A 17,647-nucleotide genomic window follows, 5' to 3' on the forward strand; every position below is an offset into this window, starting at 1 on the left:
TATCCATTATTAGTTTCTTTCTACACTTGTTTTTTCTCAAGCTACACCCTAAAACCAATCACCAGTATATCATCAATTTGTTTTTCATGTCCATTAAATTGCCATTCTCTAAGTTCTTTTTTCAATTCTCTTTTTTGTTGTTTTGCAGGCAAAGTAGAAATATCTTTGAGGAAGTTTTGAAATCGTTTAGACATATATTTTGTTCCTTGTGGACCTCCAAATTGGTCTTGGAAACCATCAGAATACATATAAAAAATACTATCTTCTTTTATTTCAATAATGTGTTCTTTGAAAGGCTCTTGTTTTATATTGAATCCTCCAATGGGGTAACGATCACCTCTGATTCGAACTATTTGATTATCGTAGATATGTAAAAGTGGATTTTTTGCTCCTGCAAAAGTTAATGTTTTAGTGTTTTTGTCTATCGAACAAATAGACATGTCCATTCCATCTCTATTTCTATTTTTGTTTTGATTGAGATAGCGACGTACACTTTCATTGAGAGTATCTAATATTTTGGCAGGCGATGTAATGCCTTGAATTTTGACAGTTTCATAGAGTAAATTATTTCCAATTACTGACATAAATGCTCCTGGAACTCCGTGTCCTGTACAATCTACAGCAGCAATTATGACTTTATTTTCTTTTTCTGTTACCCAATAAAAATCTCCAGAAACAATATCACGAGGTTTGTAGAAGACAAAACAATCTGAAAAATACTTACAAACATCTTCTTCAGAAGGCATCATTGCATCTTGAATACGCTTTGCATACGTAATACTTGCTGTAATATTATTATTTTTTTCTTGAATGTTAGTATAAGCTTCTTCTAATTTTTGTTGTTGTGTTTCTAGTTCATTATTTTTTTCTAAAATCTCATCTTTTTGTTTAACTACTTCAATAGTTCTTTTATTTACTATATTTTCCAATTCTGTTTTACTTCTTTTTAAGGAAGCTGTATAAAAACGAACTGTCCAAAAACTCAGTCCAAAAATAAGGAAAACAACCCCTATTTTTACCCCTAATGTTTGCCACCAATGAGGATGAATCTGAAAAGCAAAACTAGAAATTTCTCCCCATTGTTCATCTTTTCCTACTCTTGAACGTACTTCAAAAATATATTTACCAGCAGATAGATTTGAATAATTAGCCTCTGTTTTTTGTGTTGGAGCAAGCCATTCTTTATCACTACCTACTAATTGCCATTGATATTCAATATCTTGAGGACTAGACAAATTTGCTGTGTAAAAACTAAAATTGATTTTGTTTTGCTCTGCCTCTAATTCTAAATTTTGAGGTAAATTATTCCACGCAGAAAGTGATTTATACTGTTTTATGTAGGTAGAGTCTTTCCAATTAGTTTGTTCTAAAAACAAATTGAGTTCACTTATAAAAGTATGAGGAGCAATATATTTTTTTTCATCGCTAAAGTTACAACGACTAATTCCCTTTATATGTCCAAGCCAAATATTCCCTTTTAGGTCTTCATGAATAGCCTTTCCATTAGTTTCTTCAGCAAAGAGTCCATCTTCTTTTGTATATTTTTCTATATTTATAATTTCTCCGTTTGGCTTCAAATAAAGTTTATTTAGTCCTCGCTGTGTTCCAATCCAAAACTCATTGAGTTTGTCTTTTACAGGCAAAATAGAATAAACTAAATTGGAAGAAAGCCCTTGAGCAGTCTGATAGATTTGAAATTTTTCGCCATCAAAACGATTTAAGCCACCTGTATAGGCCACTATCCAAACCACATCTCTTGAGTCTACATGAAGCTGTAAAAGAAGATTATCTCCTAGTCCTTCCTTTTTTGAATAACGTTTGAAATGTGTTTCTGAAGTTCCCTTTCCGTCCCATTTTATGAGTCCGTTGAAAGTGGCAAGCCAATAATTTCCTTTTGAATCTTTGGCAATATCCATAACTGAATTGGCATCTGTTATTTCTTTTGTAAAGCGATATTTCACTTTTTTAGTAACCAAATCATAACCTACCAAACCAGTTGTCTGCATACAAATCCAAAGAATATTATCAATCTTGACAAGATTTCTGATATAAGTCTCTTCATCTAAGCCAAAACGTCTATTTACATTTTGAACTGCAAATGTTTTTGTATATTTATTTTCTGTAATTTTTAAAATTCCTACTGCACTAGCAGCATACATAGTATCTTGGTAATTCCAAAATGCAGATATTCTACCGTATTTACTATTTGCTTCCAAGACTGTCGAAACTTTATCTATTTTGTCTTCTTCTATAAGTGTAATCCCAGAGCGATAACTTCCTACCCAAACTCTATTTTGTTTGTCACTCAGAACAGAAAAAATAACATTTCCTTCTAATCCTTCTTGAGGTGTGAAATTAGTAAATCTATCTTTGGGAAGCCGAATAAGTCCTTCTCCATGTGCAGCTACCCAAACTGTTCCGTAAAAGTCTTCAAATAAAACACCACTTTCTGCCAAAATTCCTTCTAAGCCATTGTCTTTACTATATGATTTGAGAAATTTTATTTTATTGAGATTATTTTTTTCAAAAACAAATACTTTATTTATTAAATGAGCAGAAATATATAGTTTATTATCAGTTGCTAGTAAAACTTGCCATTCAGAAACAGGTGAAAAACCATCAGGAATTAGATGTTTAGGAAACCTTACTTCTTGGGCATTTTTTGTTTTATTATTGTAGAAAAATAATTTGCTTTCTTCATTAGATTTGTCAGAAGACCAAATCCAATGATTATCCTGATAATCTTGATGAGCTAAAATAAGTATTCTTGTATTTAAACTATCAGAAATAGATTTTGGGTATTCTTTTTTTTCAAATTCTTGCCCATTAAAAACAAAAATATCTTTTCCATAAGTAATATAAGTCTGAAATTTCTTACTATTTTTTAGAGAAATGAGGGATAAATCTGTTCGTTGAAACCCTATTTGATTATACTTTCTAAATGTTTTTTGGTTGTTGGGTTTCCAATAAAGTATATTTTTAATGTCTTCTCCTCCTCCAAAAGCTAATACCCAAACATTATTCCATTCATCTATCGCAACCCTTCCACCTACAGAGAGTTTGTCTTCTAATTCAGGATAGGAAGTAAAGGCTTTTCCATCATAATTTGAAATGCTTCTATTTTGAGAAAGAATCCATATACTAGAATCAGGAGCAGCAGCAATGGCACTAATCAAATTACTATTTAATCCATCTTTTTCATCAAAAACTCTGTATTTATCTTGTTCTAAAAGCCCAATTCCTCCTCCGTTTGTTCCTACCCAAATTCTACCTTTCAAATCTTCTACAACTGCCTGAGAAGTAGGTATTTCAGATTGAGGTAAACCATGTTTTATCCCATAATTTCTGAAAAAATACTGTTGTGCATAGACAGAAGAGCAGCATAGCAATACACTATGTACTAGCACAACAAAAAGTAGAGAATGAAAATATTTCATAAAAGTTAAGGGGAGCTATAAATAACAAATTATAGCAAAACTAGATTTTATATAAATTGGATGTAAGAAAATAAATTTCCAATAAATGAGTTTCTCAAGATGTTTATAATAGAATGATTTATCTAGCATATTGTTTGAGATATAGTTAAACAAAATTAACCATTTTTAATCGCTTGCGAAATTTCATTCCATTATTTATATTTTCTATATTTTAAATCCAATAACTAGAACGTCATCTATCTGATGCTCATTTCCAGAGTCTTTCCATTCCTTAAACTCTGTGGCAATTGCTATGTTTTGTTTTTTGATAGGTAATGAGGAAATACTTTTGAGATACTCTTGAAAACGCCTAGACATGTATTTTCGCTTTTCCAAGCCTCCAAACTGGTCTTGAAAGCCATCTGAATAGATATAAAAAACACTATCTTCTCGTGGAATAATTGTATGTTCTTTAAAAGGTTTTTGTCCGTGCTTATCAAAACCACCAACTGGAAAACGGTCTCCTTTTATGATTTCAGCCTGATTATCATGAACATGAAGAAGTGGATTTTTTGCGCCTGCAAAAGTCAGGATATTCGTTTCTTTATCTATGACACAAATTGACATATCCATTCCATCACGATTGTTGGTTTTAGCTTGATTGAGATGGCGACGAACATTTTCATTGAGTGCATCCAAAATTTTGGCAGGAGAAAGAATACGTTTACTCTCAACAATTTCATACAAAAGATTACTTCCAATGACCGACATAAATGCCCCAGGAACGCCATGTCCTGTGCAATCTACAGCAGCAATAACAATCTTATTTTCTACTTCTGCGAGCCAATAAAAATCTCCAGAAACAATATCACGAGGTTGATAAAAGACAAAAGAGTCTTCTAAAATTGTTTTTACACGCTCATCGGATGGTAGCATAGCATCTTGAATTCGCTTTGCATAATTGATACTTGCTGTAATATTTTTGTTTTTTTCTTGAATATTGTCATACGCATCAGCTAGTTTGAGCTGTTGTGCTTCTAACTCTTGATTTTTATCTAAAATCTCATTGTTTCTGTTGACTACTTCTACCGTTCTTTCTTCTACTAAACGAGAAAGACGTTTTCTGCTTGCTTCCAAACTGCTTGTACGCCAATTTATTAAGCCAAATACAATTCCTACTACCAGCAATAAGCCTAAAATTCGTGCTGTCCAAGTTTGATACCAGTAGGGTTCTATTTTAAATTCAAAAGTAGCTTCTTCTCCCCATTCTCCGTCCTCTCCAAGTCTAGAACGAACATGAAAAATATATTTTTTGGCAGGAAGATTCGAATAAGTAGCTTCTGTTTTATCAGTTGGAATGAGCCAATCTTTATTCAGTCCTTCTAACCACCATTGATATTGAATAGCTTTAGGATTAGAAAAATCAGTAGAATAAAAATCAAAATTGAGTGTGTTTTGTTCTGCGCTCAATGTTAAGTTTTGAGGTAGATTATTCCATGCTGAGATTGAATCAAAATAGTCTATGTAAGCAGAGTCACTCCAAGAAGTTTGATTTAAAGATAAATTGACTTCACTAATAAATGTTTTTGGAAGAACTACTTTTTTGTCTTGTGAAAAATCACATTTTGTAACTCCGTTGAGATGTCCAACCCAAATATTTCCTTTACTGTCTTCAAAAATGGCTTTCGAATTGGATTCATCTCCAAAAAAACCTTCTTCTTTTCCATACTTTTCTACTCGCATTAGCTTTCCATCACTTCTGAAATAGGCTTTATTTAGTCCTAATTGTGTTCCTATCCAAAACTGATCTAATTTGTTTTTTATAGGAAGAATGGAATAAATAATATCTGATGAAAGTCCTTGAGGAGTTTGATAGATTTGAAATGTTTTTCCATCAAAGCGATTTAGTCCACCTGAATAAGCAATAATCCAAATAATATCTTTTTTATCGATGTAGAGTTGTAGAAGTAAATTATCTCCTAATCCATCTTGTGTTGTAAAACGTTGAAAGTTTGATTTTTGTGTCCCTTTTCCATCCCATTTTACTAATCCTGCAAAGGTAGCAAACCAATAATTTCCTTTTGAATCTTGCTTAGTATCCATTACACTAGTTCCTCCTAGCTCATTTTGACCAAATGTATATTTTAGACTGTCGTCTTTCAAATCATATCCGACCACTCCAGAACCTTGCGTTCCGACCCAAATAATACTGTCTATTTCCACAATACTTCTAGCAAAAGTACCTGCTGGAAAGCCAAATTTCTGATTAATAAGATTAGCTATAAACGTATTTTTTTTAGTATCTTCTTTAATTTCCAAAACACCTGCACCAGTAGCAGCATAAGTAGTAGAATCCATTTGTAAAAAACCAGACATTCTAGCAAAACCACTCAAAACAGGAATAATGGTTTTTAAATTGTTATTTTCATATAGTGTAACTCCTCCTGCCGAACTTCCCAACCAAATTCTATTTTTAGTATCTTCATGCACTGAAAAAATAATTTCTCCTTGTAATCCATCTTTTGCTGTATAGTTGGTAAATTTTTCTCTAGGCAATTGTACAATTCCTTTTCCACGAGTCCCAACCCAAACAACTCCATATTTGTCTTCGAAAATAGTACCACTACCACCCATAATTCCTGTAAAACCATTGACTGCCCCATAGCTATTGAGAAAATTATGATTTTTATCAAAAACAAAAATTGTATTAATAGGGTGTGCCACTACATAAACCTTATCATCAGAAGCCACAAAAACTTGCCACGCTATATTGGGAGCTAGACCTGCTTGGATTCTGTTTTGAGGAAATTTTATTTTATCATATTCTCTTTTTTTTGTATCAAAAAATAATAAATCATTTAGTCCAGTTGTAATATCAGTTGTCCAAATCCAATGATTTTTATTATGGTCTTTGTGTGTTAAAAATAAATTTTTATTTCGAAAAAGTGAATCACTAGCTACTGTTTTGGGATATATTACTTCTTCAAATTTTTTTCCATTAAAGACATAACATTTTCCTTTGTGAGTCAAGTAGGTTTCAAAATCAGATGTATGAGTTAGAAATAAAGCAGGTGCTGGAAGATTTCCCAAATTAGGTTGTTTGTATTCTCTAAATATTTTTTCATCTTTTGGTTTCCAATAAAGAGTATTATTTATTCCTACACCTCCTCCATTAGCCATTACCCATACATTTTGCCATTTATCTATAGATAAAGTTCCACCTAAAGACATTGTCCCATTTAGTTCTGGAAAGGATGTAAAATTTATGCCATCATATTTTGAGATATTTTTATTTTGAGACAGAATCCAGATATTTCCTTTAGTATCTTCTACTATACTACTAATTAAGTTGCTATTTAAACCATCTTTTATTCCAAAAACTCTATACTTGTTTTGTTCTAAGAGTGCAAGCCCTCCTCCATTTGTGCCTATCCAAATTCTATCTCTTGAATCTGTTATTCCTGCTTGAGGAGTTGGAAGTTCGGATTGTGGAAGACCGTGTTCTAAGCCATAAGTCCTAAATAAATATTGTTGAGCGAACAAATTAGAAGAGAGCCAAAAGCAACAACTAATTAGAAGAAGAAATATATACAAATTTTTCATAGAATCATTTTTTAGCATCAAGACTGTTTTCCTATATTTTATGATGTTGCTTTTCTTTAGGATTATTTTTAAGAATATAAATGAAGTCATAAGCAAATTACTATTTTCAAGGCAGATATACAATATAAATGATTAGGATTTGCTTTTTTTTAAGATTGATAGATTTTTCTTGATATATCTCCAAATTTATCTTAAAAATTCAATCAGTAATTTTACATTTGTTGCTGCAATAAAACAATTTCTTACGTAGGGTAAAAGTAAGTTTGTAAATAGGAGATAAATTATACCAAAATGTCTCAATTTTTCTCTTTTACAGTATGATTAACCTTAATACATAAGCTAAAAGCTCATTTGGTTGCTTCTAATCCATTTTAGAAATTATTTTCAATTCAATTTTATGTCATCAAAATCAATCTTGAAAGAATTTTTCCTTTCATTGTGCCTTTCTTTTCAAACAGTAAAAAAAACGTCTTTTCTAATTCTTTTACTAGTAGCTTGCTTTTTTAGTATTCCTGTTTTTTCTCAAACTCCAACTACCAATTCTACCACAAAAAAGCATACAATTAGTGGTTTTGTTAGAGAAGTTGAAAGCTCTGAAACACTTATCGGAGTAAGTATTTATAACCCAAAAACAAAACAAGGAACAGTTACAAATAGCTATGGTTTTTATTCACTTACATTACAAGAAGATACTGTTTCTTTGATTTATTCCTACATTGGTTATGAAGCACAAGCGCATCAAATTATTTTAGATAAAGATATTAATCTTGATATTTCTTTAGATTTTGACGAAGCTCTTGAAGCTGTTGTTATTGTTGCTGATAAAGATTCTGAACCAATTAGCGAGCAAGTACAGATGAGCCAAGTTAGTATTCCTGTCGAACAAATCAAAGATATTCCTGCACTTTTAGGAGAAAAAGATGTCATCAAAGCTCTCCAACTTTTACCTGGAGTTCAAGGTGGTACAGAAGGTAGTTCAGGACTTTATGTGCGAGGAGGAAATAATGACCAAAATTTAATTCTTTTAGATGAAGCTCCTGTTTATAACGCTTCACATTTATTTGGATTCTTTTCTGTTTTTAATGGGGATGCAATTAAGCAAGTCGAACTCACAAAAGGTGGTTTTCCTGCTCGTTATGGTGGGCGTTTGTCGTCTGTTTTGGATATGCGTTTGAAGGAAGGAAACAAAAATAAAGTTTCTGGAGAAGGTGGAATTGGTCTTATTTCTTCAAGGTTACTTTTGGAAGTTCCTGTAGTAAAAGACAAATCTTCTTTTATTATTTCTGGAAGAAGAACTTATATTGATATTTTGACACGCCCACTTATGCCCAAAGACTTTACAGTAGGTTATTACTTTTATGATTTGAATGCTAAATTTAATTACGATTTTAGTAGAAAAGACAAGCTATTTGTTTCAGGCTATTTTGGTAGAGATAAATTCTATGCAAGAGATAATTATAGTTCCAATAATCAAAATGAGAGCTTTGAGTCAGGTATAAATTGGGGAAATGCAACGACAACAGTTCGTTGGAATCACTTATACAACAACAAATTATTTAGTAATATTTCTTTGATTTTCAGTGATTATAAGTTTCAAATTTTTAGTGAAGACAATTACGACAATGAGAATTATTATTTAAAATATACTTCAAATATTCGTGATTATAGCCTAAAATACGATTGGACATATTATCCTTCTCCAAGTCATACAGTTCGTTTTGGAATGCAAAGTACGCTACATCGTTTTACACCAAGTGCATTTGTGATTAAAGAACCTGATTTCGAATATGATCCTTCTAGAAATACGAAATATGATGTTATCGAATCGGCTATTTATGTAGAAGATGATTGGCAAATAACTGATAAGTTTAGAGTAAACGCTGGTTTAAGATTGAGTAATTTGTTAGATGTCAGTACCAAAAATAAAGACGAAGAAAACAAAAGTTATCATGGAATTGAACCACGAATAGCAGCAGCTTATCGACTTACATCTACACTTGCTTTGAAGGGTTCTTATGCACTAATGAATCAGTATATTCATCAACTTTCAAATACAGGAATCGGACTTCCAACAGATTTATGGGTGCCTTCAACAGCAAGAGTACAGCCTCAACAATCTCAACAAGTTGCAGCAGGAATAGCTAAAGATTTTAAAGAAACAGGGCTTACTCTTTCGGTAGAATCGTATTATAAAATTTCCAAAGATGTAATTGGCTACAAAGAAGGCGCAAATTTTCTTCTTATAGACGATCCTTATAGTTCTGAATCTTTTGATTGGCAAGATGCTATCACTCGTGGAAAAGGGCGTGCTTATGGATTAGAAATCTTGTTACAAAAAAAGAAAGGTAAATTTACAGGTTGGGTAGGATATACACTTGCCAAAACAGAACAGCAATTTGATGATTTGAATAATTCTAAGTGGTTTTCTCCTCGTTTTGATATTCGTCATGATTTTTCTATTACAGGAAGTTATAAAATCAATGATAAAATTAATCTTTCTGCTAACTGGGTTTTTCGTACTGGTGCGCCTGTTACGATGCCTAAAAATTCGTTTAATCCTTTTACTCACTCTCCTAATGTTGAAGGTGTAAATAATTATAATTTTATTAGTTCAGTAGCTAATTATGGAGAAAAGAATAGTTTCAGAATGCAAAATTATAATCGTTTGGATATAGCTGCACAATTCAAAAAAGAAAAAAAATGGGGTGTCAGAACGTGGGAAGTCGGTGTTTATAATGCGTATAGTCGTATGAATCCATTTTTCTATATACTCAATAGTCAAAATGAGGCTGGAGAAAATGTAGAAACTGTGCAAAAAGTTGCTCTCTTTCCTATTATTCCTTCTATTACTTATAATTTTAAATTCTAAAAATCTTAATTCTAAATTTATTGTGAAAAATATCATAAAATCAATTTTATTTATCTTAATCAGCCTTTTTTTACTTCCAAGTTGTGGTGATTTTTTGGAAGATGTCGATGTGAAAGGTGATAATGAAATTGCCGTCGTAGGATTTATTTCTCCAGATGATTCGCTTGTTCAGGTTGCCCTTTATAGAGCTATTGGAATTGGACAAGAAAGAAATGAAGAGGAAGGAGAAGACTATATTCAAAATGCTGTAGTTCGTATTTCAGATGGTCAAAATAGCTATGTAATGAATTATGGGAAAAATCCTTATGGCTTTGAGGATTTGGGAAATGGTTATTTTAACTATTCTTTTGAGAAACCTCAATTTACTTATCAAATCGAAAATTCTATATTGAATGTAAGTGAAGGAAAAACATACACTTTAGAAATAGAAACTGATAAAGGCGAAAAATTGAGTGCAAAGTGTACTGTTCCTGTTGGAAAAGTAACTCCTATTGTGAATCTAACAAAATTCAATGAGCAAGAATATAATTATGAAGCTCAATGGGAAGATAATTTCAATACAACAAATTATTACAGACTGGAAGCCTATCAACCTTCTGGTGGAACTGGACAAACTAGAACTTTGTATTTTGAGAACAATTATTTTAAAAGCCAAGAAGGACGCAACACTATAACCTATAAACCAGAAGATAAAATTTATTTTTATGACTATCCTTATGTTACAACTTACTTGATGAAAACAGATGAAAATTATTATCGTTATCACAAATCAGTAGAAGATGCTTATAATAATGAAGGAAACCCATTTGGTGAACCAATTATTATTCATTCAAATATCAAAAATGGAATTGGTTGTTTTGGAGCTTATATTATTGCTAAAGTAATTACAAGAAACTAATAATTTCTTTTTTCATCTTATAAAAACCGTTTAAAAATCTTTGAATGAAGAGTTTTGAACGGTTTTTTTATGATTTACTCAATAGAAACAATTCTAAAATGTAAAATAAATTTTACAAAAAGACAACTAAAATTTACTTTTTGACGTTATAACTTTACAATTCAGATTTTAATTATTTCTAAACTCAAACTACCTTAATTATGAACATCACTCAAATTTGTGAAAACGAACAAAAATCAGCGAACAATTTTAAACTTTTGCCTCATTCTTTCAAAAATATTGGCTTTGCTGGTCTTATTCTTTCTGTTTTAGCCGTATTGTTTTTTCGTTTTGTAATGATTGATGCTACTACTTTACTTTCTGTTTCATCAAAATTAGTTCTTGTCTCTATGTTACTAATTTCTATTTCTAAAGAAAAAATAGAAGATGAAATGATAAGTGAATTGAGAGTAAAATCGTATTCTTTTGCTTTTGTGATGGGCGTGGGTTATGCTTTAGCTATGCCTCTAATAGATTTTTTAGTGGATTCTGTTATTCAAATGAAACAAAGTGATTATACAGATATGAGTTCTGGAATCGTGCTTTGGTTCATGTTATTTGTTCAAATAGCTTACTTTCAATTGCTCAAAAAACTTCAATCTTAAATTACTTATTCTAAATTTCTAAGAAAATGGAATTACAAATAGATGCAGCCATGAAAAACACACTAAAAGTAGAACGGGCAATTTTGAATATTACACAGGAAGAACTCGCTCAAAAAATAGGAGTTTCTAGACAAACAATAAGTTCGATAGAAAAAAATAAATATGTTCCTTCTACTGTTTTAGCTTTAAAATTGTCTCAATTATTCGAAAAATCAGTCAATGAAATCTTTGTATTAGATGAAGATGATTAAACTAAAAAAATCCGTCAAAAACAAACTTTCAAAACTTTCAATTTTATTTGAAAGTTTGTTTTTTTTGTGTATATTTGTTTCAATTAGATTATAAAATCAGCAAATAATTGAATCAACTTTTATGAAAACTAAAAATATATTTTGGCTACTAGCAGGAATTCTGAATTTATTTACAGCATTACTTCACACATTTGGAGGGCAAGTAGGATTAATAAATCCTTTACTCTCAAGTAATTTGGATAATCAAGTTCAGACTGAATTTCTTGGTGTTTGGCATATGATAACTTTGTTTTTATTTTTTACTTCTGCTGTTTTTATAAAGAATTATTTTGCACCCAAAGAAGAATGTAGAGTAATAATTCAGTTTATTAGTTATGTCTATTTTTTGTTTTCTATTTCTTTTATTGCAGTAAGTTTTATGAATCAACTACTTGCTCCTCAATGGACTTTATTATTACCTATCGGGATTTTGGGATTAATTGGAGTCAAAAAATATAAGTTAGCTCACTAAAAATCAATTTAAAAAAAATGGGAAACGAATCATTATATAAAAAAATAGTTTTGGCAGGAGGGACTGGTTTTGTAGGTAAATATTTACAAAAGAAGTTTTCAGAATTAGGCTATGAAGTGATAATTATTGCAAGAAATACATCTGTAAATTGGAAAAATCCAGATGAAATAACAGAAGCATTAGAACATGCTGAAATGCTAGTAAATCTAGCAGGAAAATCTGTCGATTGTCGCTACAATGAAAAAAATAAAAATGAGATTCTGCTTTCAAGAACAGAAACGACCAAAATTTTAGGAGAAGCTATCAAGAATTGTAAATTTCCACCTAAAATATGGTTTAATTCTAGCACAGCTACTATTTACAGGCACGCAGAAGATAGAGCCATGACAGAAAAAGAAGGAGAAATAGGAACAGGTTTTTCGGTCGGAATTGCAACAGCTTGGGAAAAAGAATTTTTTTCTTTTGGATTAGAAAGAACAAGAAAAATTGCGCTCCGAATGGCAATTATCTTGGGTAAAGATGGAGGTGTAATTCCTGCTTATAAAAATATAGTCCGTTTTGGTTTGGGAGGAAAACAAGGAAATGGAAATCAGATGTTTAGTTGGCTACATATTCACGATTTATATAGAATAATTTTATTTTTACAAGAAAATGAAAATTTAGAAGGTGTTTTTAATTGCTCTTCTCCGAATCCTGTAAAAAATACAGAGTTAATGAGAATTTTTAGAGAAAAAATGAAAATACCTTTCGGAATGCCGACACCAAAACTTTTGTTAGAAATTGGAGCTTTTTTCATTCGAACAGAAACCGAATTACTTTTGAAAAGCCGTTGGGTAATTCCTCAAAGATTACAAGATGAAGGTTTTAAGTTTGATTATCCAAATTTAGGAAAGGCTATTGAGCAAACTGTTTGATGATTTGTACCATTATTTTTTTAATAAAAAGAACATAAATAAAATGTTTTCAGTATAATGAATGACTAATCATGACTTCCAATAAAATCAACTTTCATTATGCTTACTTCAGAAATAAAAAACTATATAGACAAAAGTGTTCTTTGTTGGCTTGCAACGGCTGATAAAGATAACATGCCTAATGTTTCTCCCAAAGAGATATTTACTTTCTATAAAGACAATTATATCATCATTGCAAATATTGCCTCTCCTCAGAGTGTCGTTAATATTGTGCAAAATCCAAATGTATGTGTTAGTTTTATTGATGTTTTCGTTCAGAAAGGATTTCAAATAAAAGGAAAGGCAAGTATTATCAAAAAATCAGATGTAGAATTTGAAGAATTAGAAAGACCTTTAATTGAAATGACAAAAGGAAAGTATCCTTTTTCTACAGTTATAAAAATCAAACTAGAGAAGATAAAGAAAATAATTGCTCCTAGTTATATAGTTTTTCCTGAAACTACCGAAAAAGAACAGATAGAAAATGCAAAGAAACTCTACAATTCAAAATAAAAGTATGCAAAAACTCAAAAAAATATTCCTCTGGTTAGTCGGAATCTTGGCTAGTTTGTATCTACTGCTTTGCATTTCAGTTTATTTTTTTCAAGAAAAGCTATTGTTTTTCCCTAGCAAATTAGAAAAAAACTATGTCTTTGATTTTAAAAATAAACATGAAGAGATAACAATTCCCACAAACGATAATATTCATCTTCATGGAGTTTTATTTCATTCCAAAAATGTGGAAAATTCTATATCTGAAACGAAAAAACTTGTTTTTTATCTTCATGGAAATGTAGGTGCTGTTAGTTCTTGGAAAAGTGTTGCTGATGTTTATACAGGCTTAGGCTATGATTTATTTATCTTAGATTATAGAGGATATGGAAAAAGTGAAGGCGAGATACACAGTCAAGAACAGTTTTTTAGTGATGTACAGACAGCTTACAACTTTGTCAGAAAAGAAAAAAAGTATGATGAAAAAAATATAGTTGTTGTTGGTTATTCTGTCGGAACGGCTTCGGCTGCCCTGCTTGCTAGTCAGAATAATCCAAAAGCTCTTATTCTACAAGCTCCTTATTTTAGTATAACTGATATGACACAACGAACTTATCCTTTTTTGCCGACTTTTTTATTAAAATATGAATTCAGAACGGCTGAGTTTCTCTCAAAAACGAATGTTCCTACCACTATTTTTCATGGCACAAACGACAGAGTAATTCCGTATGAGTCTTTAGAAATGATAAAAGAATATTTAGTTAAAAATAATAAATTAGATAATTTCAATTTTATTACTTTACAGAATCAAGGACATGGAGCAATTCATCGTAATCCTGTTTTTTTAAGAAAAATAAAGGAAATTTTATAAAAATATGAATTTATTAGACCTAAAACAATCTTGATTATTTATGCTTTATAGCTTATCAAATAAAGATTATCACGGTTATTTTGTATAACAGTCTTCTAAACTTTGAATAGATAAAATGCTGCTTTTTGTGTTGAGATTTACAACTATAATGTCCTCACCAACGATTTACCACCCATGTCTAGTACTGTATAACTGATGTTACGCAAAAGGCTGCTCTGTGTGCCACAGAGCAGGGTTGAAAAAAACTAAATCCGTGTTCTGTGGCACACAGAACACTAAACTGCGTAACATCAGTACATAAAATATATATTTTTAAATAAAATAATTCTGATACTATTTTGCCAAAACTCTTATTTTTTTATGTTCCTTGTAAAGATGAAAACGAAACTTTACATTTATCCAAACTACTTTTAGATAACAAATTAGTAGCCTGTACGAATTCAATGCCTATAAAAAGTTGTTATTTTTGGCAGGGAAATATGAAAAATGACAACGAACAAGTTTTGATTGCTAAAACATTGCCTGAAAAAATAAAACAGGTGAGTAATTTTTTAGAGCAACATCATTCTTATGACGTGGCATGTATTGCTTGTTGGGAAATAGAAGTAAATGAGAATTATTTTGAATGGGCAAAGAATCAACTTTAAAATTGATTTTTAAAATTATATATTTTTAGGGTATGTTTTTTTATAAAAACGAGTAAATTTGTAAAGATTATAAATTTGCAATTAAAAATAATCTCTTATTCAAGCATTCTGCTTGGAAACTCTTTTTGCATGCAAAATGCACACAAAAAGATAAAGCCTGAGATAAAATCTTGTGCTAGAATTCTTCTTTTTATCAAGCCATTCCCTAAGAAATGTATAAATTCTTTTCTAATAAATCATTATTTCTAAATTCTTTCCTCGTTTTATTCTTTCTTCTATTTATTCAGAACTTGGCTTTTGCACAAATTGGAGGAAAAACATCTTTAGAATTTATTAATCTTCCTACACATGCACGAGTAATTGGCTTGGGAGGAGCAAATATCACATCTCAAGATACTGGAGACCAACAAGATATAAATATGCACATCGAAAATCCTGCACTCCTTACTGAGCAAACACATGACCGATTGTCATTGGCTTATTATGGATATTCAGCAGGAATTAGTAATGTAAATCTAGCTTATGGACATGATTTTAAAAAATTAGGACGTTTTTCAAATCTTGCTTTTTCATTTCAATATCTTGATTATGGAAACATTGAAAGCTATGATGCTTTGGGAAACTCTTTGGGAGAAATAAATGCTAGTGAATATAGTTTTGGAGTGAGTCATTCTCAAAAATTTGATGCCTTTCGGGTTGGTGGAACTTTGAAAATTGCAGGTTCGCAGCTTGCTGGATTCAATGCAACAGGCGTTTATGTGGATTTGGGAGGAACACTAACACACCCAGACAAAGATTTGCGTTTTGGATTAGTTATGAATAACTTAGGTTTTCTGATTAGTAATTATTCACCTACTTCAGAATATGAAATGCCTATGAATATTCTTTTGGGAGCTTCTTTAAAACCTGAAAAAATGCCTGTTCGTTTCTCATTGACATTACAACAGCTTTTTAGAAAAAATATTGTTTATAATGACCCTGCAAGAAGTACAACTTTAGATGCAAATGGACAAGTAGTGGTAGAAGAAACGAGTGTTATTGATAAAACACTTCGAAGAGTTGTTTTGGGAGCAGAAGTTATTTTTAGTAAGAATTTTAATGTTCGTGCAGGATATAATTTTTTGCGTCGTCGTGAGTTAGTCGTAACAGCTAGACCTGCTTTTGTAGGTTTTTCATTTGGTGGAGTTTTGCGTGTTCGTTCATTTGAATTTGCATATTCCCGTTCTTTGGCACATATTGCAGGAGGAACAAATAACTTTACACTTACATTGGATACGAAAAAGTTATTTCGAAAAAATTAGAATTTATTTGAAATTAAAATCATATTTTATTTACTCCTTTAGGAGTTTCATATTGGTAGAAAAAGAAAGTGTACAAAATGCATTTTACTCCGTAGGAGTTTAATATCGGTAGCGTTTGTATTTTTATCAATTCAAAAAAATAATATGTTAAAAGATATAATTAGTAAACTTCGCAAATACGAGGTTTTGATTCGCAAAGCAGTCAATACAAGTATGCAGGGTGAAAGTCATTCTGTTTTTAAAGGTTCAGGATTAGAATTTGATGATGTTCGTCAGTACAATTATGGCGACGATGTTCGTACTATCAATTGGAATATCTCGGCAAAAGGACATGGCGCATATATCAATACTTACAAAGAGGAAAAAGAACAAAACGTTTTTTTTGTGCTTGATGTTAGTGCTTCTCAGCGTGTAGGAGCGCAAGGACTGCAAAAACTGGATATTGGAAAAGAAATTTGTGGCGTTTTAACCATTTCTGCTTTGCGTGAACAAAGTTCGGTAGGACTTCTTTGTTTTAGTGATAAAAGAGAGCGTTATGTACGTCCAGATAAAGGAAACCGACAAGCAGCCCAGATTTTGAAGGTGATTTTTGATTTGAATCCTACTTCTGACCAAACCAACCTCACTAAAGCCATTACGATGGCAATGAATATCATTAAACGAAAAAGTGTAATGATTTTGGTTTCAGATTTTATTGATGAAAATTATGAAGCTGCGCTAAAAGGAGTTGCCAAACAGCACGATTTGATTTGTATTCATTTGGGCGACCCAAGAGAACAAGATTTGCCACAACTCGGTATCGTTCAGATTTATGATAAAGAATCTGGAAAATCAGTTTGGGTAAATACTTCATCAAAAGAATATCGTCAGCATTTTGAGAAACAGTTTACACAAAAAAGAGAAGAGTTAGAAAACCTTTGTAAACGCTATGGAGCAGATTATTTGTATTTGAGTACACACGATGATTATGTTCCTAAGTTGATAAAGCTTTTCAAACTGAGAAAGACGAGAAGAAAATAAATTAATTAGAGTCTATTAAATCAGTTTTTTTATCACTATAAATTTTTTTTGAATAAAAAAAGCAAGGTAAATTTCTGAAAATCAATAAATTATTAAGTTATATTAAAAAAAGATGAAATTTTTTGTGAATTTTATTTGCAGAATTAAAAAAGTAGTCTTACCTTTGCATTG

Annotated in this window: 13 protein-coding genes; 11 read left to right on the plus strand and 2 right to left on the minus strand. The window is 31.0% G+C overall.

Annotated features, from left to right (window positions below; genetic code table 11):
- Window positions 1–41: 41 nt before the first annotated feature.
- Window positions 42–3,437, minus strand: a complete 3,396-nt coding sequence (locus tag V9L04_RS15225) for a SpoIIE family protein phosphatase (protein ID WP_338790706.1) — start codon at window positions 3,435–3,437, stop codon at window positions 42–44.
- 204 nt (window positions 3,438–3,641) lie between these two features.
- On the minus strand, window positions 3,642–7,019 hold the full coding sequence (locus V9L04_RS15230; RefSeq protein WP_338790707.1) for a SpoIIE family protein phosphatase: 3,378 nt from the start codon (window positions 7,017–7,019) through the stop codon (window positions 3,642–3,644).
- Between the two features lie 397 nt (window positions 7,020–7,416).
- Here V9L04_RS15230 and V9L04_RS15235 point away from each other — a divergent pair, with 397 nt between their 5' ends.
- The 11 genes from V9L04_RS15235 (at window position 7,417) to V9L04_RS15285 (ending at window position 17,476) form a co-directional block, all read left to right on the plus strand.
- Complete coding sequence (locus V9L04_RS15235) at window positions 7,417–9,888, plus strand: TonB-dependent receptor (RefSeq protein WP_338790708.1); 2,472 nt, start codon at window positions 7,417–7,419, stop codon at window positions 9,886–9,888.
- Between the two features lie 22 nt (window positions 9,889–9,910).
- Window positions 9,911–10,786, plus strand: coding sequence for a DUF4249 domain-containing protein (locus tag V9L04_RS15240; RefSeq protein ID WP_338790709.1), 876 nt, complete (start codon window positions 9,911–9,913; stop codon window positions 10,784–10,786).
- Between the two features lie 200 nt (window positions 10,787–10,986).
- Window positions 10,987–11,430 carry a hypothetical protein gene (locus V9L04_RS15245; protein WP_338790710.1) on the plus strand — a complete coding sequence of 148 codons (444 nt, stop codon included), beginning with the start codon at window positions 10,987–10,989 and terminating at the stop codon, window positions 11,428–11,430.
- 50 nt (window positions 11,431–11,480) lie between these two features.
- Window positions 11,481–11,681 carry a helix-turn-helix transcriptional regulator gene (locus V9L04_RS15250; protein WP_338794208.1) on the plus strand — a complete coding sequence of 67 codons (201 nt, stop codon included), beginning with the start codon at window positions 11,481–11,483 and terminating at the stop codon, window positions 11,679–11,681.
- Between the two features lie 121 nt (window positions 11,682–11,802).
- The gene (locus V9L04_RS15255; protein ID WP_338790711.1) at window positions 11,803–12,192 is read left to right on the plus strand and encodes a hypothetical protein; all 390 of its coding nucleotides are present in this window, start codon (window positions 11,803–11,805) and stop codon (window positions 12,190–12,192) included.
- A gap of 17 nt (window positions 12,193–12,209) precedes the next feature.
- Entirely contained in the window at window positions 12,210–13,106 is an 897-nt protein-coding gene (locus tag V9L04_RS15260) for a TIGR01777 family oxidoreductase (RefSeq protein ID WP_338790712.1), read from the plus strand.
- A gap of 99 nt (window positions 13,107–13,205) precedes the next feature.
- A complete protein-coding gene (locus V9L04_RS15265; RefSeq protein WP_338790713.1) occupies window positions 13,206–13,658 on the plus strand; it encodes a pyridoxamine 5'-phosphate oxidase family protein in 453 nt (150 codons plus the stop codon).
- Between the two features lie 4 nt (window positions 13,659–13,662).
- The gene (locus V9L04_RS15270; RefSeq protein WP_338790714.1) at window positions 13,663–14,508 is read left to right on the plus strand and encodes an alpha/beta fold hydrolase; all 846 of its coding nucleotides are present in this window, start codon (window positions 13,663–13,665) and stop codon (window positions 14,506–14,508) included.
- 338 nt (window positions 14,509–14,846) lie between these two features.
- Window positions 14,847–15,155: a divalent-cation tolerance protein CutA gene (gene cutA, locus V9L04_RS15275; protein ID WP_338790715.1), complete on the plus strand. Its 309-nt coding sequence runs from the start codon at window positions 14,847–14,849 to the stop codon at window positions 15,153–15,155.
- A 212-nt stretch (window positions 15,156–15,367) separates the two neighbouring features.
- On the plus strand, window positions 15,368–16,456 hold the full coding sequence (gene porQ, locus V9L04_RS15280; RefSeq protein WP_338790716.1) for a type IX secretion system protein PorQ: 1,089 nt from the start codon (window positions 15,368–15,370) through the stop codon (window positions 16,454–16,456).
- Window positions 16,457–16,600: 144 nt separating this feature from the next.
- Entirely contained in the window at window positions 16,601–17,476 is an 876-nt protein-coding gene (locus V9L04_RS15285; protein ID WP_338790717.1) for a DUF58 domain-containing protein, read from the plus strand.
- Window positions 17,477–17,647 lie beyond the last annotated feature (171 nt).

This window comes from Bernardetia sp. MNP-M8 (genome assembly GCF_037126285.1).
Lineage (GTDB): Bacteria > Bacteroidota > Bacteroidia > Cytophagales > Bernardetiaceae > Bernardetia.

What these genes read in the sequence shown, in the direction of transcription:
- V9L04_RS15225 (WP_338790706.1), bottom strand. Translation starts at nt 3,437, where the DNA reads ATGAAATATTTTCATTCTCTACTTTTTGTTGTGCTAGTACATAGTGTA.
- V9L04_RS15230 (WP_338790707.1), bottom strand. Translation starts at nt 7,019, where the DNA reads ATGAAAAATTTGTATATATTTCTTCTTCTAATTAGTTGTTGCTTTTGG.
- V9L04_RS15235 (WP_338790708.1), top strand. Translation starts at nt 7,417, where the DNA reads ATGTCATCAAAATCAATCTTGAAAGAATTTTTCCTTTCATTGTGCCTT.
- V9L04_RS15245 (WP_338790710.1), top strand. Translation starts at nt 10,987, where the DNA reads ATGAACATCACTCAAATTTGTGAAAACGAACAAAAATCAGCGAACAAT.
- V9L04_RS15250 (WP_338794208.1), top strand. Translation starts at nt 11,481, where the DNA reads ATGAAAAACACACTAAAAGTAGAACGGGCAATTTTGAATATTACACAG.
- V9L04_RS15255 (WP_338790711.1), top strand. Translation starts at nt 11,803, where the DNA reads ATGAAAACTAAAAATATATTTTGGCTACTAGCAGGAATTCTGAATTTA.
- V9L04_RS15260 (WP_338790712.1), top strand. Translation starts at nt 12,210, where the DNA reads ATGGGAAACGAATCATTATATAAAAAAATAGTTTTGGCAGGAGGGACT.
- V9L04_RS15265 (WP_338790713.1), top strand. Translation starts at nt 13,206, where the DNA reads ATGCTTACTTCAGAAATAAAAAACTATATAGACAAAAGTGTTCTTTGT.
- V9L04_RS15270 (WP_338790714.1), top strand. Translation starts at nt 13,663, where the DNA reads ATGCAAAAACTCAAAAAAATATTCCTCTGGTTAGTCGGAATCTTGGCT.
- porQ (WP_338790716.1), top strand. Translation starts at nt 15,368, where the DNA reads ATGTATAAATTCTTTTCTAATAAATCATTATTTCTAAATTCTTTCCTC.
- V9L04_RS15285 (WP_338790717.1), top strand. Translation starts at nt 16,601, where the DNA reads ATGTTAAAAGATATAATTAGTAAACTTCGCAAATACGAGGTTTTGATT.